The following is a 21,710-nucleotide window of genomic DNA, read 5'->3' on the forward strand; positions in this document are numbered from 1 at the left end:
AGACAATGATTCTCGACCAGCAACGAAAAATCTTCCATGAATCCTGGTATCGTCTTGCCGAGGCGAAAGTCTCGCTTCGCGCAAGCGTCCGGGTTCACCGGCAGTTGTACCGAGGCGTACTTTGGTATGTCTTGTACGAATCGTTCACGAACCAGTATTTTCGCTTGCCCGAGGCGGCTTATGAGTTTATCTCGCGGTTGTCGCCTAAAAAGACGGTGGGCGAGGTCTGGAACGACATGCTGAACGGTGGGCTAGAAGATGTTCCGGGGCAGGGCGAGGTTATAGAGATGCTTTCGCAGCTGTACCAGGCGAATATGCTCTCTTACGAGGGGGCTAACGACGGTACGCTCTTGTTTGACCGAGACAAAAAGAAAACTCAAAAGAAGGTGAAAGCTTCGCTTTTGAACATTTTCTTTTTGAAGATTCCCTTGTTTGACCCCGATTCTCTTTTGCGGCGCCTTTCGTGGCTGATCGCCATCATTTTGAGCAAGCCTTTTTTGCTCGTGTGGCTTTTGACCGTGGCGGTCGCCGTGAATTACGGTGTCGAAAATTTTGATGCCCTGAAGGATCAAACGCATGGGTTCCTGGCTCCGTCGAATATCGGCTGGGTGTACGTGTGCACCGTGCTGGTAAAGCTGATTCATGAATTCGGGCATGCGAGTGTCGTAAAGAAATACGGCGGCGAGGTGCATACGGTGGGCGTCATGTTCATGCTGCTTGCGCCGCTGCCTTATGTCGATACCACGGCGAGCTGGGCTTTCCGCGAAAAGTGGAAACGCGCGTTCGTTGGGGCGGCGGGCATGCTCTTTGAATTCTTTATCGCATCGGTTGCGCTTATACTCTGGGCGAACTTGGGTGGCGGTATTGCCAAGGCGCTTGCTTACAACGTGTTCATTATCTGCTCCATTTCGACGGTGCTGTTCAACGTGAACCCGCTCATGCGTTTTGACGGCTACTACATTCTGACTGATTTGTTGGATATGCCCAACTTGCAGCAACATTCTGTACAGCACCTGAAATATTTGCTGGAACGCTATGTTTTCCGTAAGCGCGACGCCGAAGCTGTTGCCGAAACGTGGAGCGAGCGTTTTATCTATACGGTGTATGGTATAGCTAGTTCGATTTACAGGATTGTTCTGTTTACCGGCTTTGTGGTTGCAATTTCGGCGCATTACTTGATTCTTTCGTTCATCATGGGCATATTCTTGTGCCTGACTATGATCGTGATTCCGTTCGGAAAGTTTGTCAAGTACATTTTTGCGGGGCCCTCTTTGGCACAGGTCCGTAACCGTGCGGTGTTCCTGACGACCTTGTTTGTGGTGGCGGTTGTTTCGCTGCTGTTCTATTTGCCCGTTCCCGAAACCTTTACGGCTCCGGGGGTAATCGAGTCTCGCCACTACGAGAATACGATTGTTGCGCAGGGTGGGGTAGTGGTGCGTATTGGCCATGCACCGAACGATTTAGTGCACAAGGGCGATACGCTCATGGTGCTGGAAGATCAGGAACTTGATTTCCGCATTGAAGAAAAAAATGCCGAAATCAGGGAAACGGCGCAGATGTACTTCCATGCGCTTGAATATGCTCCCGAAAACATGCAGCCGATCAAGATTCGGATGGGGGTGCTGAAAGCCGAGCTAGAAGAACTGGCACAGGACCGCGCAAACTTGACTCTGGTTGCCGGACAAGATGGCATCTGGGATGCTCCCGATATTTCGGATTACCTGGGCCGCTATGTACGCAAGGGCGATTCGATTGGAATTCTGCTGGATACGACTTCGTACGACTTTTTGGCGGTGGTGGAACAAGAAAACGTGTCGAGGCTCTTTGCGGGGAAACCCCGTGGCGTGGCGGTTCGCCTGAATGGCGATGCTTTTACCGAACTGCAAACGGGTTCTGTGAATGTGATTCCTACGGCGCAAGATAAATTGCCCTCGAGTGCGCTTGGCTGGATGGGCGGTGGTGAGGTTGAAACACACTCGAACGGTTATTCGGAACAGACGGCGGAGCCTGTTTACCTGGTGCGTGTCGAACTGCCCGAAGATTCCAAGAAACTGGTTTTGATGAACCATGGCCGCTCGGGTAAAATCCGCTTTGACTTGGGCAAGAGCCCGATTGCCCTGCAGGGAATCAGGAAGATTCGCCAAGCCTTGCAGAAGTATTACAGGATGTAGCATAGCGTCACAAACAAGGCGACATAAAACCAGGAACAAAGTAACGCACACGTCATTGCGAGTCCCCTGCAAGGGGACGAAGCAATCCAAAGCGATAAATTGGTGTTTGATATAAATGAACTTAACAGAAAACTACAGATTGACAAGTCTCAAAAAACTTGAGAAAATACCGACGGGTATCGATGCCGCCGTATTTCGTCTATCTGGTAAGTTCAAGGGCCGCGCAAGCGTTCGCCATCGTATTCTAAAGATGGCTAAAAAAATCGACTTGCGTGGTAAAGACTTTGCGCCCCTGAGCGAGTCTATGCTTAAAGACCGCCTTGCAGAAATCAGCGAAAAGTTTAAGCGCCCTGTCAATAAAGCCGCTTTGATCGAAGCCTTCGCGTTGGTGCAAGAAAGTGTCGTTCGCACTTTGGGGTATCGCCCTTATGTGGAACAGCTTGCGGGGGCGCTGGCCCTGTATAACGGGTTTATTGCCGAAATGTCGACTGGCGAGGGCAAGACGGTGACTGCTGCCATGTGTGCCGTGGTGCGCGGCTGGAGTCGCAGACCCTGCCATGTGATTACCGCAAACGATTACCTTGCAAGTCGCGACGCCCAGATTATGGAAAGCCTTTACCGCTTTTGCGGAGTGAGCGTCGGTTGCGTTACCGGGAGTATGAAACCGCCTGAACGCCGTCAGGGCTATGCCTGCGACGTGACGTATTCTACGGCGAAAGAGGTGCTTGCGGATTTTTTGCGTGACCGCATTGCCATGGGCGACGACCAGCATTTTTCTAGGCGCGTGCTCGCCGGTTTTTCTCAACAGGGGCCGTCTGTTGCCGATAGGATTGTGCAGCGGGGAATCTATTCGGCTATTGTAGACGAAGCCGATAATGTATTGATTGACGAAGCGGTGACGCCGTTGATTATTTCGCGCGAAAAAGAAAACGCGGGCTTTAACGAAAGCTGTAGAATCGCTTATGCCCTTTCTCAAAAGCTGAAACGCGATGTCGATTATGCGGTCGATATCCGATTCAGGACGGTTCGGTTCCTTGTGGATATGGATGAACGCCTGGAATCGTTACAGTCGGTGGGCGACGGCTTTTGCAAGGCGAGTTTCTTGAAAGACTTGGTGCGTCAGGCGCTTGTTGCCCGTGAACTTTTTATTTGCGGCAGGCAGTACCTTGTCGAAGAGGGCAAGGTGGTGATTGTCGACGAATCGACTGGCCGTAAGATGCCCATGCGCTCGTGGAATGGCGGCTTGCACCAGATGATTGAACTTAAAGAAGGCCTGGAACTTTCGGGGCTTAAGGAGACTGAAGCCAGAATGAGCTTTCAGCGCTTTTTTAGGCTCTATAAGAATTTTTCGGGCATGACGGGGACCGGTAAAGAGGCCGCAGGCGAATTCTGGACGATTTACGGTGCGTCGGTACTTTGTATTCCGAACCACCGCAAGAATAAACGCAAGATTTCTCACTTAAAGGCCTTTACGTCTAAAAAGTCCAAGCGTGCGGCGATTGTTAATGAAGTTGTCAAAATGCATGAATCTGGTCGTCCGGTGTTGATCGGTACAAAGGATATCGACGAAAGTGAAATCTTGGGCGAGGAATTAGCCAGGCGTGGTCTGGAATGCCGCATTATTAACGCGGTTCGCAGCGAAGAAGAAGCGGCGATTATTGCCGATGCGGGCAAGTTCGGTGCCATTACGGTGGCTACCAATATGGCCGGGCGCGGTACCGACATCAAGATTAAGGACAATGTAAGGCGTATCGGTGGCTTGCATGTAATTGCGACAGAATGCAATGCTTCTTCGCGAATTGACCGTCAGCTTTTCGGGCGCTCGGCGCGTCAGGGGGATCCCGGTAGCGCAAGCCACTATGCAAGTTTCGAAGACGATGTGTTGCGCCGCAATTTGCCGGGGCCTTTGTCGTCGTTCTTTAGACGCATGGGCTTTTTACCGGTGGTGCCAAGCATCGCCGTGATGTGGGCCCAGCATTCTGCCGGAAGTAAGGCCATGAAAAGCCGTATTTCGGTACAGCGAACCGATACCTGGCTCGAGGATTCCCTCGGCTTTAGCGGCAACGGAATTTAATTTTACTTCACCTCGATCATCGGGCTTGTTTCGCTGAGCAGGTAGGTCCATTCTTCGCGGATCTTGTTGTATTCCGCCGGGTCGGCGTAAAGGGCGAAGGTGGTCCACTTGATGCTGTTCTTGCCGTCGAAATTCTTTTCGTAGCTTACGTAATCCGGGTCGCGGGTGAGCGGCTTCGGACCCGTAACCTTGACAGTCTTGCCGTTGGTGGCGGTGACGGATAGTTTGTATGCAAACTGCGTTTCGTGAGGCATGCGAATCGGGTGATGGCGCTTCGAAACCTTCGGCAGCTTGAACAGGCTGCGTTCCCACACGTTGGGGAAACGTCCCTTGAGTTCGGAGCCGCCCTGTCCGAAGTAGCCCTTGGAGGCGTAAGTCACGATCAAGGCCAGGGGCTTGTTGAATTCAGACAGGTTGTCGATACGGATGTTGCCGATGCTCACGTCGGGAATGCCCGAAGCCAGGAAGTCTTCCATGAGCTTTTCCTGTTCCTTGGCGTCGCGGCCGAAGAATCGGTTGCGCATGACGCTGGCGAACTTGCCTTGCAGCGAGATGGAGTCGCGGAATTCGCAGGCACCGTCGTTACCGATAAACAGGCGGTGTTCAATGCCGATTTGATGTTCCTGGTTGTCTTCCAGGATCGGCGTGGTGACCACGTGGCTGCTGTCGTCGTTGATCACGAGGGCCACCTTACCTTCCATATCCAGCGGCACGGGGCGATCGTTGCCCGTCTTGTCGGTGGCGTCTACCCAGCGCTCGGTGATTTGACCTTGGGCCGGAATGTAGAGAATCATATGGTTGAACTGCTGGATGGTGGGGAGGCCAGCGAAGCCTTCTTCGGTGAGGTGGATGGCGGTGAGGTAGCTCTTGACGCCGATGGATTCAAGCATTTCCTTGAGCAAAAGGGCCATGTCCTTGCAGTCGCCCTGATGCTTTTTGAGGGTGACTTCGGCGGTTTGCGGAATAAGGCTGTGGCCGCCGAATCGAATGTCACGGTAACGGATGTCGTGACGCACGAAGTTCACGATGGCCTTCACGGCGTTGTCGTTGGCCTTGCTGCCGCGGACTTCGCGGGCCTTTTCACGTACGCTCACTGCCTGTTTGAACTGGTGCTTGATCAGGTTCTGGTAATCTTCGCCTACGTTCTTCCATTCCTGTTTGCCGGTGAGCATCAGGCCTGCACCGAAGTCGCGGTACACGGGCATGTAGAGTTCCTTGCGGATAATCACCGGGTTTTCGATGCTCCATTCAATGCCGCCCTTGATAGCTTTCTTTTCCAGCGGGCCGTATTCTTCGGTCACAAAGCGGGCGGTGTCGGCGTAAATACGGAAGCTAGACTGGCCCACGGGTACATCTTTACTGCTCACGAAGTCGGTGTAGGGAATCATGCCCTTGTTTTCGATGTTCGTGCGGCTGAATTGCAGGTAAATGAAGTCGCCCGGTTCCAGCTCCTGCAGTGGGAAGTGCGCCGTCTGGGATTCATTCTGGCCGCCGATTTCGGTGGCGTAAGTAATGTAGGCTCCATTCAGGTTCGCCTTTTGCTTCAAATTCCAGTTGCTGTCGTAGACTTCGAGGGCATTCAGGTAAATGCGGTCAAATCCCGGCAAGAAGTCGAAGGTGAATTCGCGGTAAATCGCTGCGCCGCGGATGTCGAGGATTTCCATGAGCATTTCGTCGGTGCGGACCCAGTTGGAACCCTTTTCTGCCTTCAGGGACTGTTTGCTGTAATGAACCACAGCGGGGAAGTCGCCGTCGGTGCCTTGCTTCTTGGCGTTTTCGCTGAGCAGGCCTTTCAGGTTCTTGGTGCGTTCTTCCACCGGAGTGATGGGCTTTTGCAGCGTGCGGTTGTCCGCTTTGCCCAGGAATGCCTTGGTGGCGCTGAGGAAGCTCTTGGCGTCTTCGTTATCGGGCTTGATGGCCAGCGCCTTGGTCAGCGACTTTTCTGCATCGCGGTAGTTGCGGCTGTAGAAAAGAATCTTGCCCTGCATGGTCCAAATCTTGTAGTCGTTCTTGTCCTTGGCCAGCGTTTCTTCGCTGATGGCGCGGGCTTCTTCGTAGCGGCCCAGGAACACGAGGGCATCCATCAAGGTGCTACCCAGTTCCACGCTCATGCCAAAGCGGCGGCGCACCTGGTAAAGAACGTCCACAGCTTCGGCATACTGGTCCAGGCCCATATAGGTCTTGGCCAGATAAACGCCCAAACGGCTGCTGGGCTGGGTGTCATAAAGGCGCTGCACTACCACCAGGGACTGGTTGCGCTGACCGAGACCCCAGAGGGCGTCGCTCAAATTGATGACATATTCCGGGTTGTTCGGGGTGTAACGGAGGGCGGCTTCGGCGCATTCGCGGGCGCGGCCGTAGTCGAACAAGGCTTCGTACATTTCGCCGAGAATGGAGAGCAACTTGCCGTTCTTCTGGACCAGATCCTTCTGGCTTTCAAAGTGGCTGATACCTGGGCCGTAAAGTTCCTTCATCTGGTACACGAATCCGCAGTTGATCAAGTAAAGCGGTTCTTCCGGGTCCATGCGGTTGGCGCGTTCAAAGTAGCTGAGGGCCACCAGCGGCTGGTTCTCTAGCAGGCGCAAAATACCCACTTGGCTCATGATGGCGGCGTTGAACTTGGCCTGTTTCTTGGCAGATTCGGCGTCGCTGGCGGTGGCGGGTTTTTCGCCCACGGTCAGGCCTTCGATACCATGCTGCATGACCTTGCTGTATTTCTTCTTGTTCACACCCTGGGTCCAGCTGACAATCATGATGCCGCGGCCGTCGTCATAGAAGTAGCGGCCTGTGTAGTAGAAGTCGAACTTGTTGACCACATGGGTCAAGGTGAAGTCCTGTGCGTAGCGATCGCCGACCTTTTGGCGGTGCATTTCGATGGTCGGATTGTTGGGGTCTACGCCGAGGCGCACCAGCAATACCTTGAACAAATCCTGGGAATTGACGGCGTCGCTTTCCACGGTGGCGCCGTAAACGAACAGTGATACGTCTTCGGCCTTGTTAGAAAGCACCAGGTCGGGGTCGTCGTTCTGGCGGGCGATTCCTGTCCAGTGATGCCAGAGGGTGTCCTTCACAGCCCAAGTGTAGCCGAGGGCGGGGGAGTTGAAGCTCTGCACGTTGTTGGGCGAAAGTTCCGGGCCAACACTCTCGGCGGTTTCGCGCATGCTGAAGTTTGCAAAGAATTCCTTCCACTCGTTCTTGAGTTCGCCAGGGGGCAGCTGGGTGTCGGTAGCAGAGAGCGTGAGGGTGTACACGCGGCTGCCTGCGCCCGTTACAAAGCCAACGGCCTCGTAGGGGCTGTCGTAGCGCTTGCCGGCGACATCGAAGAAGACGCCGGTGCCGCCGAAAGCTTCTTCAGGGTAGGTTTCGGCGAGAGTTGCCTTCTTGCCGCTAGATTCAAAAGCCTGCATTTCCATCTGGGCGCGGTCCATGAGTCGCATGGGTTCGCCCTTCGGGAGTTCGATTTCGACCAGGACCGCGCGGCGTCCTGTCGTGGCGTTATAGAATTCATAGGGGACGCCGCTCTCGTGGGCTCCTTCATCTGAGCCGCCCACGAGCGCCCAGTCACCCTGCGGCAGACTGAAGCTGAATCCGTCGGAGGCGAAGTCGGTGGCGGTGTTCCTGCGGGCTGCCTGCGATCCGTTGCCGGAACTCGCTTGCGCGCCGTCGTCAAAATAGTTGTCGGTATAGCTGGAGCCGCCGTCGTTATCGCCAGCGGACTGCTGCGGGTTCGATTCTGTCAGAGGCTGGCCGTTGCCGGCGCAAGAAATTAAAGAAACTACGAAAAACAGCCCGAACAGGGGGGCGCAAAAATTGGGAATACGACCAAAATTTTTAAACAAAGAATTGCTCATGACGACAAAAATAAAAAAACGAGGCGCTTAAGCCCCGTCATTCCATAGTCCAAAGTGGAATAACGATTGTATCGTACACTTGATGTTTTATAAACGCAAAAATCTTTTTACATCATAATCGCTTTAAAAACAGGGGTGTTTTTGGACTGTTTTTCCGAAACTGGCGTATTAGTATATAGATAGGGCCAACGCTCTATTCGCTTTTCGGGGGCTGTTCCCCGGTTGTAGAAAAAAAATGGAAACAAAAAACACTCCCTTTGAACAATTGACCATCACCAACAAGTTCATGTTCGCGATGGTGTTCAGTCACAAGGAAATCGCCAAGCCCTTCCTCGAAGCGGTTCTTGGCATCAAAATTCACGAACTTCGTGAGCCCGAACCGGAAAAGACCATCGACGTGAACCCCGTCAGCAAGGGTGTTCGCTTCGACGTATTCGTGAAGGAATCAGGCTCCAAAGGCGAAACCCTCCGCAGTTTTGACATTGAAATGCAGATGGAAGATACCCACGAAATTCCCAAGAGGGCACGCTTTTACCAAGCCATGCGCGATAGCGAGGCCCTGTGCAGGGGCGAAAAATACCGCGACCTGAAGGAACTCTATATTATCTTCCTTTGTTCCGAAGACATCTTTGAGAAGGGGCGCGCCGTCTACAGGTTCAAAAATCTTGAAACTGACGACCCGAAAATCGAAATGGGCGACCACTCTTTTAAAAACTTTTATATTTTTAGTAAGTACCGCGAAGTCGCCGAGAAGTCCATTCGGGATTACATGGAGTATTTTGCCACCAACAAGGCGAATACCCCGGCAACCGAGGACATCGACCGACTTGTGAAATTGTACCAGTCGGACAGTAACACGAGGATACGCTATATGACATGGCAAGAAGAAATAGACGACATGAGAGCCCTTGCTGAAGAAGAAAGGGCTCGTGCGGAAAAGGAAAAAGCTCGTGCTGACGAAGAAAAGGCTCGTGCCGACAGGTACGAGAAAATGCTTCGAGAACTTGGCAAGTTGTAGTTATGAGGCGGTCAAACGACCGCCTTTTTCGCCCAGTTTGTTATATTTTGCAAAAATTTGAAAGTTAGGTGGTTTTATGAAGAACGTTTGGGCATTATCTGCTATCTCGGCGGCTTTGATGTTTTTTGCGGCTTGCGACGACAGCAGCTCCGCTACTCACAACGATGACCCGCTCAGCAGTGGAACCAAGGCATGGTCTTCATCCAGTGACGATGATGACAAGAGCGTCTATGACGCAGAAAACAATACCTTGACGGACCTGCGCGACGGGAAAACCTATAGGACCACCACCATTTCAATACCGGAAAAGGATTATTCCGAAGTGTGGATGGCGCAGAACTTGAATTACGAGACGGTCAATAGTCACTGCTATGATGATGTTGCGTCCAACTGCGCCAAGTATGGCCGCCTTTACGCATGGGCTGCCGCCGTGGGCAAGTCGGAAAGCGAATGTGGCTATGATCAAAGTTGCGACTTTGGTACAGGCGATGTGCAGGGTGTATGCCCCAATGGCTGGCACCTGCCCAGTAAAGATGAATTCGAGGCGCTGATTAATGCGGCTGGCGGCTCCAGTGCGGCAGGCAAGGCGCTCAAGTCCGTGGACGGGTGGGATGATGATGAATATACTGTTCCTAACGACGACGCCTATTCCTTTGCTGCGTTGCCGGCCGGCGACTACGACCATGGCAATTTCCGCAATGAGGGCTACCTCGCGTACTTCTGGAGTTCTACACAGTACAATGAAGGCAACGAGTACAAGTACAATGAAGACAACGCGTACGACATGAACTTGTACTACAGTGACGACTATGCGTACCTGGGCAGCGACTACAAGGGCTTCGGGATCTCTGTCCGTTGCCTTAAGGACTAGATGTAGTCGGGGGTTTTAGGGGGGTGTCCCCCTAGGAGAGGAGGTAGCGAAAGACCCGACTACTGATGCTTTATGGCCGGAAGGGATGTTTCTGGTGAACGAGCCCCGGTTCACAGAACGAAGTTCTGTGGCCCGGTTAGCGAGTGTGCGGAAACATCGCGACGGTCTTTGCTTTATGTCGGGGCTTACGCGAGGGGGAAACTTCCCCCTTTGGGTGGGAAAATTAAACCTCTATAGCCGGTTCGGGGTGATTTTTTCGCGAATATTACTACACAAACGGATTGAATTTTTGTAAATTTACGCCCAACAACGCACCATCCTGCCCTAAAAAGTGGGGTGAAGCAATTTCACAATAAACAAAAGGATCCAATAATGGCTCTCAAACTCGGTATCAATGGTTTCGGTCGTATCGGCCGTATGGTCTTCCGCGCTGCTGTGGAAAACTTCTCCAAGGACATTACTGTTGTCGGTATCAACGACCTTCTCGACGCTGACTACCTCGCTTACATGCTGAAGTACGACTCCGTGCACGGTCAGTTCAACCACGACATCAAGGTAGAAGGCAACTTCCTCATCGTCGACGGCAACAAGATCCAGATCTTCGCTGAAAAGGATCCGTCCGCTATCACTTGGGGTGCCCTCGATGTCGACGTCGTTGTGGAATCCACCGGCTTCTTCCTGACCGAAGAACTCGCTTCTGCTCACCTCAAGGCTGGTGCCAAGAAGGTCATCATGTCTGCTCCGTCTAAGGACGCTACTCCGATGTTCGTGTACGGCGTGAACGACAAGACCTACGCTGGCCAGAAGATCATCTCCAACGCTTCCTGCACCACCAACTGCCTTGCCCCGATTTCCAAGGTTCTCGATGAAAAGTTCGGCATCGTCCGTGGCCTCATGACCACCGTTCACGCTGCAACTGCTACTCAGAAGACCGTTGACGGCCCGTCCAAGAAGGACTGGCGCGGTGGCCGCGGCATTCTCGAAAACATCATCCCGTCTTCTACGGGTGCTGCTAAGGCCGTGGGTAAGGTTCTCCCGCAGCTCAACGGCAAGCTCACCGGTATGTCTATGCGCGTGCCGACTTCTGACGTGTCCGTCGTTGACCTGACTGTCGAACTCAAGAAGGCTTGCACTTACGAAGAAATCTGCGCTGCCATGAAGGAAGCCTCTGAAGGCGAACTCAAGGGCATCCTCGGTTACACCGACGAAGCTGTCGTTTCTACCGACTTCCGCAACTGCCCGAAGACCTCCATCTTCGACGCCAAGGCCGGTATCCAGCTCGACCCGACCTTCGTTAAGGTTGTTTCCTGGTACGATAACGAATGGGGCTACAGCAACAAGGTTTGCGAAATGGCCCGCGTGATCGCCAAGTAAGATTTCTGATTTAGCGTTAGTCGTGCGGACGTAAATTAGATTTCCGCACTTCCGCTAAGAAACCTTTCAAAATTCCCTGTCGGTAACCCCGGCGGGGAGTTTTTTTATATTAGCACTGCGTACAAGGAGGAACAAATGAACAAATTTTTGATTCTATCTATTTCTGTGATGATACTGATGGCGTGTGACGACGATTCGTCTCCGTCGGCGTCTCAATCTAGCTCGAAATCGAAATCTGTTGATTATCGTGCGGAATCAATGCGTGATTTGATAGAGTGTTCGGAAGAACTTGAAGGTAAGATAGCCTTCGTGGAAACAGATTCTACATGGCGAAGCTGCAAACCCTACACACGCAATAATAAAGAATATTGGACGTGGAAAAGACTCGTAAATGTAGATGGCTATTTATATGCTTATGGGGACGCTCCTGCGGGAACCTACGATTGCAATGTCTATAAATGTGTTTCGACTGAGTATTTGAACCCGAATGTAACCTATGGTGAGTTTCTGGACAAGAGAGACAACAAAGTCTATAAGACAGTTCATATCGGAAAGCAGTTGTGGATGGCGCAAAACTTGGTATATACAAAAGGTAATGATTCCTTGTCGGGAGCAAATCTCTTCAGTGGAGATTCTCTTAAGAAGGGGTCTTACTATTTAGCCGGTTATCCATGCCCGGAGGGGTGGACAAATCCGACGAGGGATGACATTGCGGAATTAGTTGCTTTTACGGGTGATACTACCATGAATGTTTTAAAATCGTCTAAAGAGTCTTGGGTTAAAGCTTCTGAACTTACTGACCCGTATGGTTTTTCGCTTGTTAAATCATCGAATATAGTATATCTTACTGAGGATGACGATTATACTCCATATCGAGGTTTGGGATTGCCGCGAGGGGAAAAATCTTCTCAAGGTGCATCTCTGTGGCTGGATAGAAACACTAGTTACCAAACATGGTATGTTCAAGTAAACGACTTTGATCAGAAATATTCTTGCAATGTAGATGCTCCGTATGATAGATACAAAACAGTGCGCTGTATTGCTGTGAGAGACTATTAGTCTTTAAATGTTTTTTGAATGAAAAAGGCTCGTTCATTGAACGAGTCTTTTTATAATGGTTTTTTGCCGGATTGGCTAATTACAGCTTCATGTCGCTCAGGCGGGTGTGTTCCACCTGATCAAACTCCTCTTGGATCTCTTTGGAGGGTTCCTTGGTGCAGAGGCTTACGACCACGATGGTGATGAAGCTGAGCACGAAGCCGGGAACGAGTTCGTAGATCTGGAAGATTTCGGCGGAGAAACCGGAGAGGTAGAACTTCCATACGAAGGTGGTGATGCCACCCACGAGCATGCCCGCGATTGCGGCCGGGAGCGTGGTGCGCTTCCAGAAGAGGGCGAGGAGCATAATCGGGCCGAAGGTGGCACCGAAGCCGCCCCAGGCGAAGCTCACGAGGCTCATGACCACATCCAAGAAACTCTTGCCCTGCTTGACGCCGTCGGCGCTGGGGGCACCCTGCATGGCAACGATAACAGCGATGATGGTAATGACCACGACCACGCCGCGGCTGACCCACATGACTTCCTTGTTGCTGGCGTTCTTGCGGAACAGGTGCTTGTAGAGGTCGTTACTGAAAGCGGAAGCGGAAACCAGGAGCTGGGAGTCGGCGGTACTCATGATGGCGGCAAGGATAGCGGCCATGAGGATAGCGGCGATAGCCGGGTGGCAAAGGGCCTGGCAGAGAATCATGAAGATGCGTTCCGGGTCGTCCACCTTGATGCCGTGGGTTTCCACGTAGTAGCGGCCGAGGAGGGCAATCATGATGACGGCACCGAGGCAAACGGTCACCCAAGTCATGGCGATGCGGCGGGATTCCTTGATTTCTTCGGCATTCTTGATGCTCATGAAGCGCACCAGAATGTGGGGCATGCCGAAGTAGCCGAGGCCCCAGGCGAGGCTAGAAATCAGGGCGATAAGGCCGATGGACTTGCCGGTGGTGGCGTTGGTAAAGAGGCTCATCAGGTAGGGGTTCTGGGCATTCACGGCGTCCATGGTCGCGGCAAAACCGCCCGAGCCGTTCATGATAATCGAGGGAATCACGATGACGGCAATGAGCATCATGGTAGCCTGGATGAAGTCGGTCCAGCAAACGGCGAAGAAGCCTCCCATGAAGGTGTAACTCACCACCACGATGGCGCCGAGAATCAGACCCGTGTTGTAGTTCATGCCGAAGATGGTTCCGAAGAGCTTGGCGCTAGCCACAAAGCCGGACACGGTGTAGAAAAGGAAGAAGGCGAGAATGAAGATAGAGGCGATAACGCGGATAATGCCCTTGTTGTCGCGGAAACGGTTCGAGAAAAAGTCGGGGAGGGTGATGGAGTCACCGCAGAAGTGGCTGTACTTGCGGAGCCTGCGGCCCACGATTTTCCAGTTCAGGTAGGTACCGATGACGAGACCGATGCCGATCCAGGCTTCGGAAAAGCCGCTCACGAAGATGGCGCCCGGGAGGCCCATCAAAAGCCAGCCGCTCATGTCGGAGGCCTGGGCGGACATGGCGACCACCCACTTGTTCATGCCACGGTTGCCCAGGTAGTAGGCATTCAGGCTGTTTGCCTTTTTAGAGAAGTAGAATCCGATGCCAAGCATCATCAACAGGTATAGAATGAAAACGGTTAAAACCATTTTGGTTGTCTCCTTTATATGCATTTAAAGATAGAAAATTCTATATATTGTCCCGTGCAATCGTTTAATGAGATTACTTTCAAGGTTATTGCCCGCATCAAGAGCGATTTCCCGGACAAGTTCGGGATTCCGCGGCAGAGCGGGCTTTTGAAGAATTTACGCTCGACGATTGTTTTTGAGCCGGAATTCAGGAACGCGGACGCCTTGCGCGGGCTGGAAGGCTTTAGCCACCTGTGGCTTTTGTGGATTTTTTCGGAAAACGTGCGCGACACCTGGAAGCCCACGGTTCGCCCGCCCCGTCTTGGTGGCAATACGCGGCTGGGCGTTTTTGCGACCCGCAGCAGTTTCCGCCCCAATCCCTTGGCCATGAGCTGCGTGAAGATTGAAAGCGTGAACTTGACGGGGGAGGGCGCGCCCTCCATTACGGTCAGCGGTGCCGACCTCATGGACGGCACGCCTATCGTGGACATCAAGCCCTATTTGCCCTATGCCGATTCCGTGCCCGAGGCCACCGGCGGCTTTGCCGAGGCCGTGCGTTTCCATAAACTAGATGTCAGCTTTGCCGCCGAGGCGCAAGTAGCGCTTGACGAGCAATTCCCCGAAAACAAAAAAGCAGCCCTAGTAGAGCTGCTTTCCGAAGATCCGCGGCCCGCGTACCAGAAGGACGCCGACCGCGTTTATGGCATCCGGTTTGCCGACTTTGAAATCAAGTTTCAAGTGCAGGGCGACCACCTGACGGTCGTCGCTATTTTACCATTACAGCCTTAACTGCCTTGAAGGATTCACCCTGGGCGCTCACGACGTAGCGGCCTGCCGGGAGTCTGCTGGCAAGCATCAGGGTATTGGTTCCGGCGTAGTTGCCGCTCAAATCCAATACTTCCTTGCCGAGGCTAGAGTAAATCTTGACGGTGAGCTGTTCGGACTTTGCAAGGCTCAGCTGAACATTGCCGGACTTGGTGACTGAAAGGGAACCGGTGCCGAAATGTTCAATTTGAGCGATTCCCGTGCTGTTATCGGACGAAGAAGATTCTTCGACGGCGCTGGAACTGGACTGCGCTTCGCTGGAGCTAGAAACTTCTTCGCTGCTGCTGGATTCCGGTGAGTCTGCAACGGGTTTGAGCTTGTCGCCCAGAACCTCGATCATCTTTTCGGCGTAGCGCTTACCGAAGTCGCGGTATTCCTGCGAGGTAAAGTGCACGTTCTGGCCATCGTTCAGAGCCTGGTTGAACCCTTCGGAGGAGACCACGTAGAAGTTCTTGGACTGCTGCGGGAGCTTTGCTATGTTGTTGTTCGCGCCGCTACTCAAGCCACTACGCAGCACCTCGCCCGCGAGGAACGGAATGTCGTTTTCGAGGCCCAAGTCCTTGATGATGTTACTGTAGACCTTCTTGACCATGGATGGCCACTCCGAAATGCCGGCATCGGTTTCACCCTGGTGGAAGATGATGCCCTTGATGACGCCGTCTTCCTGGGCCTTCTTGGCCATCTCGATCAGGCGGCCATAGGGGTTTCCGCCATAGGCGTTGATGCGCTGGATCATCCAGTCCTGGTTGCGCTGCGAGCTCACGTAGCTTGAATAGTTGTCCTTGTCGAAGAGCTTGATGCTGCAACCGGCAACCGCAACCACGATGACACCCACCTTGATTTTGGAATCGGTCTTTTCGACCATGGTGCGGCCGAAGTAGTCCGTGGGCCCGAGCTTGGCACCATTGCAGTGGGCCAGCGGCGGCACGGCAGTAGACCATTTGCCCTTGGCCTTCCCGGAGCAGGAGCCATTATCGGCCGCCCAGAGCACCTGGAATCGCTCGTCGACAGACTTGTCCTGTTGTCCGATATCGCCTTGGCCTTCCATGTTGGACTGGCCAAAGGCCAGGTAAATATGGAAATTCGGGTCCGGGGCCGCGTTTACTTGAGAAAGAGCCATAGCGAATGCGGCTCCTAACAAAATTTTTTTCATAAATACTCCAAACAATGGGGAAAAATTCCCCCAACTTAAAAATAACCCATTTTTATGGAGCAAATGGGATTGTAAACTTTATTATGTTGTTGGATTTTACAACAAAAAATACTTATATTCAAGGAAAACTTAGAGGATTAATATGAAAAACAAGGTGTTTATCGCAATGACAGCCGCTATGGCAATGGCTGCACTGACTGCATGTGGCGATTCTGGAACGTCCGCTGCTAAAAGCAAGGCTACTGAATGCGCAAACGGTCTTTCTGCAGAATGCTTGCAGGGTTCTTGGAGCCTGATCGGCATCGCTCCTATCAGTACGGATTCTGCAAACCCCGGTGCAGGGGATATTCTTACCGATTACAATTATTCGGCTGCACCTGGTGTCATGACTTTCAACGAAGACGGTACTTTCCAGTTTGACGTGCCGCAGGGAGCTCCCGAAGGTCTTAAGACGGTCGATTGCAATCCCGTTTATGGAACTTGGACCGTTTCCGAAGCTAGCCTTTCCCTGAAGTCTACCGTCAACGGCGTGTGCCTTGGACAGAGTAAGATTACGGTTACTCCGCTGATCAAGCCGGAAGGAGCCGTAATCAAAATGTCTTTGGGCGCCCTTTGGCTGATGGAAAATGTGACCGATCAGGTGGATCTCAAGTCTACGACCACGGAAGTGTTTACCATTAGCGCAAACTAAGAGTAAATACTTCGGTTAAGCCCGATATTGAAAAATCCCCGGCAATAAAATTGCCGAGGATTTTTTTGTGTATTTGGAAATTTTGGAGAAGGCCTTATTTAATCACAAGGACTTTCTGGTTGAGCGTCTTTCCGCTAGAATCCTTGAGGCGGGCCATGTACTTGCCCACGGGGAGCTTGGAGAGGCTTACCACGTTTTCGCTTTCGAGGGTGGAACTCAAGGCGAGCTTACCGTTGGCGGCGTAGAGTTCAATCTTGCTGCCGGCAGGGGCGCTCACATGGAGGTTCCTCTTTTCGAGCTGCATGAAGGTGGCGCTAGATACATTCACGCGGTTCAGCTTGGTCACGAATTCGGTACCTTGGGGGGCTCCCACGATGGTGCCGCGGCCGACGGTGCTCATGTACACGACACCGAAGGTATTCATGTCGCCCTGCACGAAGTTGCCGTTACCCGGGCCGCCGAACTGGTGCATGTCATCGTTCACGCGTTCAAAGGTCTTGCACTTGTCGGTGCTACGGTATATGCCGATCGGGTCGCCGGATTTTGCTGCACCCCAGATAAAGATGGTTTCGTAGTCGGCGCTGGTCTTTGCCTTGCCGATACCGACTGCGATAGCGGTAGATGCGCCTTCGCAATGATTCCAGCTCTTGCCGCCGTCTTCGGAGTAGGCGAGGCCGTTTTCGCTAAAGCCCTTGGGGAGCCAGACTTGAGCCTGGTCCACGGGGACCCACAGGTGGCCTTCCTTGCCCGGAACGGTACGGATGAGTCCGCCGCCGTTGTAGTAAACACCGGCCTGTTCGTTCTGCAGGCGGGCTTCGGATTCAACAAAGGTCTTGCCGCCGTCGGTGGACTTGTAGAGCGAACCCATGCCGCCCATCACGTAGAACACGTCCGGGTTCACGGGGTCTGCGACAATGCGGGAATAGTTGGTCTGGGTGCCGGTTTCGACAGCGGTCCAGGTGGCGCCATTGTCGGCGGAGCGGTACACGGTGGCACCCTGGTCGGGGCGGTGCAGCATCACCTTGCCATCGGCAGAGAGCACGACCAAGCCCTTGGGGCCCTTGAGGGTCGTCTTCACGCTGTCCCAGGTAGCGCCCATGTCGTCGCTGCGGTACATCACGTTAAAGTTCTGGGAATCGTACTGGCCGTACACCGTAATCACGCCAGTGCGGAGCAGGCTTCCGGTCAGCGGAGCGTAGCCCATGCTTTCGGTTGTGCCGATAATCGGCGTGTGGCGCGGGGTGCTCTTGTTAATGTTTGCGTAGGCGGCACCGTCGTAGTCGCCGATGGCGGTTACCAGCGGTCCGTTGGGAATGCTTACGATATCGAGGGGCACGGTTTCTTCGATACCCTTGGACATGAACTTCCATACGGGTACCTTGGCCGTAATATCTTCGGTCATAAAGATGCCGTTACCGCTGGTGACCCAGGCTTCCTTGTTGTTGAAGGGGTTGATTTCCAGGGAGCCGGCCCAGTGAATGGCGTTGCCAGGAATCCAGGCGGTACCGTTGGCATCAATGTTCGGGATATCGTTGTAGTGCTGGCCGTGAATCCAGGTCTTGCCGCCGTCGGTGGTGGAGTAAATGCGGTCGCCGTAGTTGTCCTTACCATCCTTGGTCACGTGGCGTCCGGTGTACTTGCCGAGGGTCGAAATCACGATGTGGTTCTTATTCTTGGGGTCGATGGCCACTCCGCCGTAAGAGCTCTTGTCCTTTTCGTAGCTCTTGGTGGTGCTGCCTTCGTGTTCAACGGAGTCGCTGGGGGTCAGGTCGGTCCAGGTGCCACCTGCAATATTGTACTTATAGAAACCGCCGCTGGCAATATTGTACGGGCCTGGGCCATCTGCGAAGGTCACGTACATGTCGCCGTCTACAATCTTGGCGCGGTGGGGCATCAGGCCCGTGGGCACGCCCTTGACGGCTGCCCAGGTGGCACCGCCGTCGTGGCTTACCTGCAGGTTGTCCTTGGTTTCGGAAATGCCGATGTAAATGGTCTTGGTGGAACCGTCGGCGTTCTTGCCCTGGGATTCATCGAACATCACGAAGCTGATGCCGTTCACGCCGTTCAGGCTAGATTCGGTTGCGCTGGAAAGGGCGACCTCGTAGGCGCTGGTCCAGGTTTTACCGTAGTCGGTACTCTTGTAGAGACCCTTGGTGCGGCTACCGCAGAAAATGATGTTGGGCTTGTTGGGGTCCACGGCCAGCTTTTCGCCGGTCTGGCGACCCATGCCGTTACCGTGGGCGAGCATTTCGACATAGCTGGTGTCCCAGGTGGCACCGTAGTCTTCACTGCGGAGTACGGCAGTGCGACCCTTGCTAAAGTAACCCGTACCGGCCAGCACGTAAATGCGCTTGGGGTCTGTGGGGTCCAGGGCGAAGGCTTCAGTTCCGTAAAGGCCCACGTCATTTTGGCTGATCCAGTCCATCAGCGGAACCCAGGTCTTTTTATCAAAGTCAAAACGGTAAATGCCGCCCACGTCGGTGCGGGCATACAGTAAATTTTCGGCCTTGGGGTGGAAAATCACGGCAGAAACGAATCCACCGCCGTCAAAACGGACGTTTCCCCAGTCGTATTTTTCTGCATTAGCGGTGGTAGCGAGCATCCCAATGCCCAGAACCGACACCAAAACCTTCATTTTACCAAACATACCATCTCCATTTTATAATTTCGCTAATGAAAATACCTAAAAAACGAAAAAAGCGACTTAAAAAGCCGCTTTCCGTTGATATTTATGTTTATGGATTCTCAACAGGTGCAAAACCCGTTTATCTTTCGCTGTAGCTCTTTTCGGCCCGTTCGTTCCGGCGTTTGAGTTCCTGGTTCAGTGGCCAATAAATGGCTGCAAAAAGCACATATCCGCACAAAAGTACAATCCAGTGGTTCCACCCCAGGCGGGTCTCGATAAAGTGCATTTCTACGAACATGAAGGGGCCCGCAATCAGGAACAGGGGCAGTTGCCGGCACTGGTCGCCCAGGGAATAGCGGCTCTCGTAGCTCACGATGGAATTCATCATGGGGAAGCTGGTGCAGAAGCCGCCCATCAGGCGCTTGATAAGCATCAGGCCTGCTACCACCCCGGCGATGGCCGGAGCCTTGATGTAAACGGGCAGGGGAGTCTTGTAACGTACGCCCGACTTGTAATCCTGGGTCTGGAAAAGCACGATTCCCACAATCAGGTCGAAAATGCAGACTCCGATAAATACAGGTTCCGAGTCCGGGATTCGGGGCATCAGGAAGGTTCCCAGGGCCACAAAGAAGGCTAGCCCTGCGATAATGCTGGGGACAATGGGAATCTTGATCTTATAGTGGAGAATGCGGACGATATGCACGTACAAAAGGCACATGAAGCCGGAAATGGCGTTGGCCGCTCCCATGGGGAGCCCGACTGCCAAGTAGGCAAATCCGCAAGGAATGGGGATGGTGGCAGTAACGGCTTTAAGCTGCGGGTCCTTGAGATAGGCGCTCAGGGTTCCAAGCGCCGTGACCATGAAAATCAGCAGCCAGTCGTAAAAGGAGAATTGTAAATTCAGAACATCGAGCACAAGTGTGCGCAAAGATAGAAATTTATTTCCGGTTCTTCTTCATCTTCTGCTTGTTCAGGTACATTGCCTCGTCGGCGCGCTTGAACACCGCATCTACGGATTCGCCGTCCCTGTATTCGGCCATGCCGATAGCTACCGAGAATCGTTCCCAGGGTTCCCTGGCGTTATCGTTTTCGGTTTCGTAGAATTTCAGGTTGGCCTTTTCTACCAAGTTGTGACGGTTTTCGTAGTCGCCGTTTTTCAGAATGACGATAAATTCGTCGCCGCCCACACGGAATACCGGTGAATGCCTGAAGATGGTACATACGATATGGCATGCACCGGCGATATAGGTATTGCCGCTAGCGTGTCCGTAGCTGTCGTTGATAACCTTCAGGTTGTTCAAGTCTATCATGGCAATGCCGAATTCCGTAATCAGCTTTTCTGCAACATCCTTTTCCAGGGTCCTCGCCGCGTTGTCGTAGGCAATCTTGCTACCCACATGGGTCAGGGCGTCCTTGTAGGCCAGCATGGTCATGTTGGCGGCAGCTTCCTGGGCGGTCTTGACCGTTTCTTCGGCTTCCAGGATGTCTTCCACATAGTTCTTCATGTCTTTAGACATCTGGGCGATGGCGTTGGAAAGAGATTCCACTTCGTTGTGGGTGTTGATTTCGGGAACTTCGAAGACGAGATCCTTGGGATCCTTCTTTTTGTCGCGGCTCTTTTCTGCGAAGAGGCGTGCGCTCCTTTCAAGGGCGAGAATGGGGCCCGTCACGTTGTGGCGTAACCATACGATCAATATCAGGCCGAACAAAATGCCTAGACCCAAGGTCAAAATTACGTTGTAAAGTACATAGTTGTTGACGGTCATGTGGAGGTCGTTGATGGCAATATCGGCACAAATGAGACCGTAGTGAACCTTGGTGGATGTAACAAGAGGTTTGCAGGCGGTATAGGCGTATCCCCATTCGGAGTTCTCTTCAAAGAAAGAAATCTCGTCTTTGGCGATGGCTGCCGAGAATTTTTTAAGTTCTTCTGCAGGGTAGCCGTCGCTGGTATCCAGCAGTGGCATGTCCTCTTCGCCTTTGGCCCGCTCTTCGGCGCTGGTGGCGGAGCAGATGTTGACCATCAGGTTGCCACGGACAAAGACCGAATACAGGTAGAACAGTTCGAATTCGTCCACCATGCCGTTGAGCAATTCTTGTACCTTGGTATATTTTTCGCTTTTTTCGCCTGTAATGACGCTTTCGTAGAGGTCGTCCAGGTCGATCTGGGTCGTAATGTAGTTCAGGATGTTGTCGAGTTTGTCGTCGTAACGCTTGTACAGCGATTGTGAATAGGTCAAATAAGCTTGAATAGAAAGAATAAAGCACAAGAACGCAATAAATACGGTGCTTCCAAGGACAAGGCTTTTATGTATAGGTCTCTTATATGCGGCCATCTATTTCTCCAAATGAGAAAATAATTTTTTTTCGAAAAAAAGAAAAAAACGCCCCCCAAAA

At 52.8% G+C, this 21,710-nt stretch carries 14 protein-coding genes; 8 read left to right on the forward strand and 6 right to left on the reverse strand.

Features of this window, described 5'->3' with window-relative positions:
- Positions 1–5 precede the first annotated feature (5 nt).
- Complete coding sequence (locus ACJMNB_RS04420) at positions 6–2,171, forward strand: hypothetical protein (RefSeq protein WP_405339386.1); 2,166 nt, start codon at positions 6–8, stop codon at positions 2,169–2,171.
- A 115-nt stretch (positions 2,172–2,286) separates the two neighbouring features.
- Positions 2,287–4,245, forward strand: coding sequence for a hypothetical protein (locus tag ACJMNB_RS04425; RefSeq protein WP_405339388.1), 1,959 nt, complete (start codon positions 2,287–2,289; stop codon positions 4,243–4,245).
- Positions 4,246–4,247: 2 nt separating this feature from the next.
- On the opposite strand, the gene ACJMNB_RS04430 is transcribed toward ACJMNB_RS04425, so the two are convergent.
- Positions 4,248–8,096, reverse strand: coding sequence for a DUF3857 domain-containing protein (locus ACJMNB_RS04430; protein WP_405339390.1), 3,849 nt, complete (start codon positions 8,094–8,096; stop codon positions 4,248–4,250).
- A gap of 235 nt (positions 8,097–8,331) precedes the next feature.
- On the opposite strand from ACJMNB_RS04430, the gene ACJMNB_RS04435 reads away from it, so the two are divergent.
- The 4 genes from ACJMNB_RS04435 (at position 8,332) to ACJMNB_RS04450 (ending at position 12,418) form a co-directional block, all read left to right on the forward strand.
- On the forward strand, positions 8,332–9,114 hold the full coding sequence (locus ACJMNB_RS04435; protein ID WP_405339392.1) for an Rpn family recombination-promoting nuclease/putative transposase: 783 nt from the start codon (positions 8,332–8,334) through the stop codon (positions 9,112–9,114).
- A 76-nt stretch (positions 9,115–9,190) separates the two neighbouring features.
- Positions 9,191–9,985 carry a fibrobacter succinogenes major paralogous domain-containing protein gene (locus ACJMNB_RS04440; protein WP_405339394.1) on the forward strand — a complete coding sequence of 265 codons (795 nt, stop codon included), beginning with the start codon at positions 9,191–9,193 and terminating at the stop codon, positions 9,983–9,985.
- A 372-nt stretch (positions 9,986–10,357) separates the two neighbouring features.
- Positions 10,358–11,359: a type I glyceraldehyde-3-phosphate dehydrogenase gene (gene gap, locus ACJMNB_RS04445; protein ID WP_295038476.1), complete on the forward strand. Its 1,002-nt coding sequence runs from the start codon at positions 10,358–10,360 to the stop codon at positions 11,357–11,359.
- A 135-nt stretch (positions 11,360–11,494) separates the two neighbouring features.
- Positions 11,495–12,418, forward strand: coding sequence for an FISUMP domain-containing protein (locus ACJMNB_RS04450; RefSeq protein ID WP_405339397.1), 924 nt, complete (start codon positions 11,495–11,497; stop codon positions 12,416–12,418).
- A gap of 79 nt (positions 12,419–12,497) precedes the next feature.
- Here the strand turns inward: ACJMNB_RS04450 and putP are convergent, their stop codons facing one another.
- Positions 12,498–14,039 (reverse strand): sodium/proline symporter PutP, encoded by a 1,542-nt coding sequence (gene putP, locus ACJMNB_RS04455; RefSeq protein ID WP_405339399.1) that lies wholly within the window; start codon positions 14,037–14,039, stop codon positions 12,498–12,500.
- Between the two features lie 54 nt (positions 14,040–14,093).
- On the opposite strand from putP, the gene tsaA reads away from it, so the two are divergent.
- Positions 14,094–14,807 carry a tRNA (N6-threonylcarbamoyladenosine(37)-N6)-methyltransferase TrmO gene (gene tsaA / locus ACJMNB_RS04460; protein ID WP_405339401.1) on the forward strand — a complete coding sequence of 238 codons (714 nt, stop codon included), beginning with the start codon at positions 14,094–14,096 and terminating at the stop codon, positions 14,805–14,807.
- Here the strand turns inward: tsaA and ACJMNB_RS04465 are convergent.
- Positions 14,785–15,996 carry a sialate O-acetylesterase gene (locus ACJMNB_RS04465; RefSeq protein ID WP_405339403.1) on the reverse strand — a complete coding sequence of 404 codons (1,212 nt, stop codon included), beginning with the start codon at positions 15,994–15,996 and terminating at the stop codon, positions 14,785–14,787. The two genes, tsaA and ACJMNB_RS04465, sit on opposite strands and share 23 nt — an antisense overlap.
- A 142-nt stretch (positions 15,997–16,138) precedes the next feature.
- Here ACJMNB_RS04465 and ACJMNB_RS04470 point away from each other — a divergent pair, with 142 nt between their 5' ends.
- Positions 16,139–16,687 (forward strand): hypothetical protein, encoded by a 549-nt coding sequence (locus ACJMNB_RS04470; RefSeq protein WP_405339405.1) that lies wholly within the window; start codon positions 16,139–16,141, stop codon positions 16,685–16,687.
- A 94-nt stretch (positions 16,688–16,781) separates the two neighbouring features.
- On the opposite strand, the gene ACJMNB_RS04475 is transcribed toward ACJMNB_RS04470, so the two are convergent.
- From ACJMNB_RS04475 to ACJMNB_RS04485, 3 genes are all read right to left on the reverse strand, one after another.
- A complete protein-coding gene (locus ACJMNB_RS04475) occupies positions 16,782–19,334 on the reverse strand; it encodes a 1,4-beta-glucanase (RefSeq protein ID WP_405339407.1) in 2,553 nt (850 codons plus the stop codon).
- A gap of 118 nt (positions 19,335–19,452) precedes the next feature.
- A complete protein-coding gene (locus ACJMNB_RS04480; RefSeq protein ID WP_405339409.1) occupies positions 19,453–20,241 on the reverse strand; it encodes a hypothetical protein in 789 nt (262 codons plus the stop codon).
- A 10-nt stretch (positions 20,242–20,251) separates the two neighbouring features.
- Positions 20,252–21,553 (reverse strand): GGDEF domain-containing protein, encoded by a 1,302-nt coding sequence (locus ACJMNB_RS04485; protein ID WP_405339411.1) that lies wholly within the window; start codon positions 21,551–21,553, stop codon positions 20,252–20,254.
- Positions 21,554–21,710: the final 157 nt, after the last annotated feature.

Origin of the sequence: Fibrobacter sp. (assembly GCF_045131395.1) — a bacterium.
Classification (GTDB): Bacteria; Fibrobacterota; Fibrobacteria; order Fibrobacterales; family Fibrobacteraceae; genus Fibrobacter.

Excerpts from the sequence above, each read along its gene's own strand:
- ACJMNB_RS04420 (WP_405339386.1), top strand. The coding sequence starts at position 6 with ATGATTCTCGACCAGCAACGAAAAATCTTCCATGAATCCTGGTATCGT.
- ACJMNB_RS04425 (WP_405339388.1), top strand. The coding sequence starts at position 2,287 with ATGAACTTAACAGAAAACTACAGATTGACAAGTCTCAAAAAACTTGAG.
- ACJMNB_RS04430 (WP_405339390.1), bottom strand. The coding sequence starts at position 8,096 with ATGAGCAATTCTTTGTTTAAAAATTTTGGTCGTATTCCCAATTTTTGC.
- ACJMNB_RS04435 (WP_405339392.1), top strand. The coding sequence starts at position 8,332 with ATGGAAACAAAAAACACTCCCTTTGAACAATTGACCATCACCAACAAG.
- ACJMNB_RS04440 (WP_405339394.1), top strand. The coding sequence starts at position 9,191 with ATGAAGAACGTTTGGGCATTATCTGCTATCTCGGCGGCTTTGATGTTT.
- gap (WP_295038476.1), top strand. The coding sequence starts at position 10,358 with ATGGCTCTCAAACTCGGTATCAATGGTTTCGGTCGTATCGGCCGTATG.
- ACJMNB_RS04450 (WP_405339397.1), top strand. The coding sequence starts at position 11,495 with ATGAACAAATTTTTGATTCTATCTATTTCTGTGATGATACTGATGGCG.
- putP (WP_405339399.1), bottom strand. The coding sequence starts at position 14,039 with ATGGTTTTAACCGTTTTCATTCTATACCTGTTGATGATGCTTGGCATC.
- ACJMNB_RS04465 (WP_405339403.1), bottom strand. The coding sequence starts at position 15,996 with ATGAAAAAAATTTTGTTAGGAGCCGCATTCGCTATGGCTCTTTCTCAA.
- ACJMNB_RS04470 (WP_405339405.1), top strand. The coding sequence starts at position 16,139 with ATGAAAAACAAGGTGTTTATCGCAATGACAGCCGCTATGGCAATGGCT.
- ACJMNB_RS04475 (WP_405339407.1), bottom strand. The coding sequence starts at position 19,334 with ATGTTTGGTAAAATGAAGGTTTTGGTGTCGGTTCTGGGCATTGGGATG.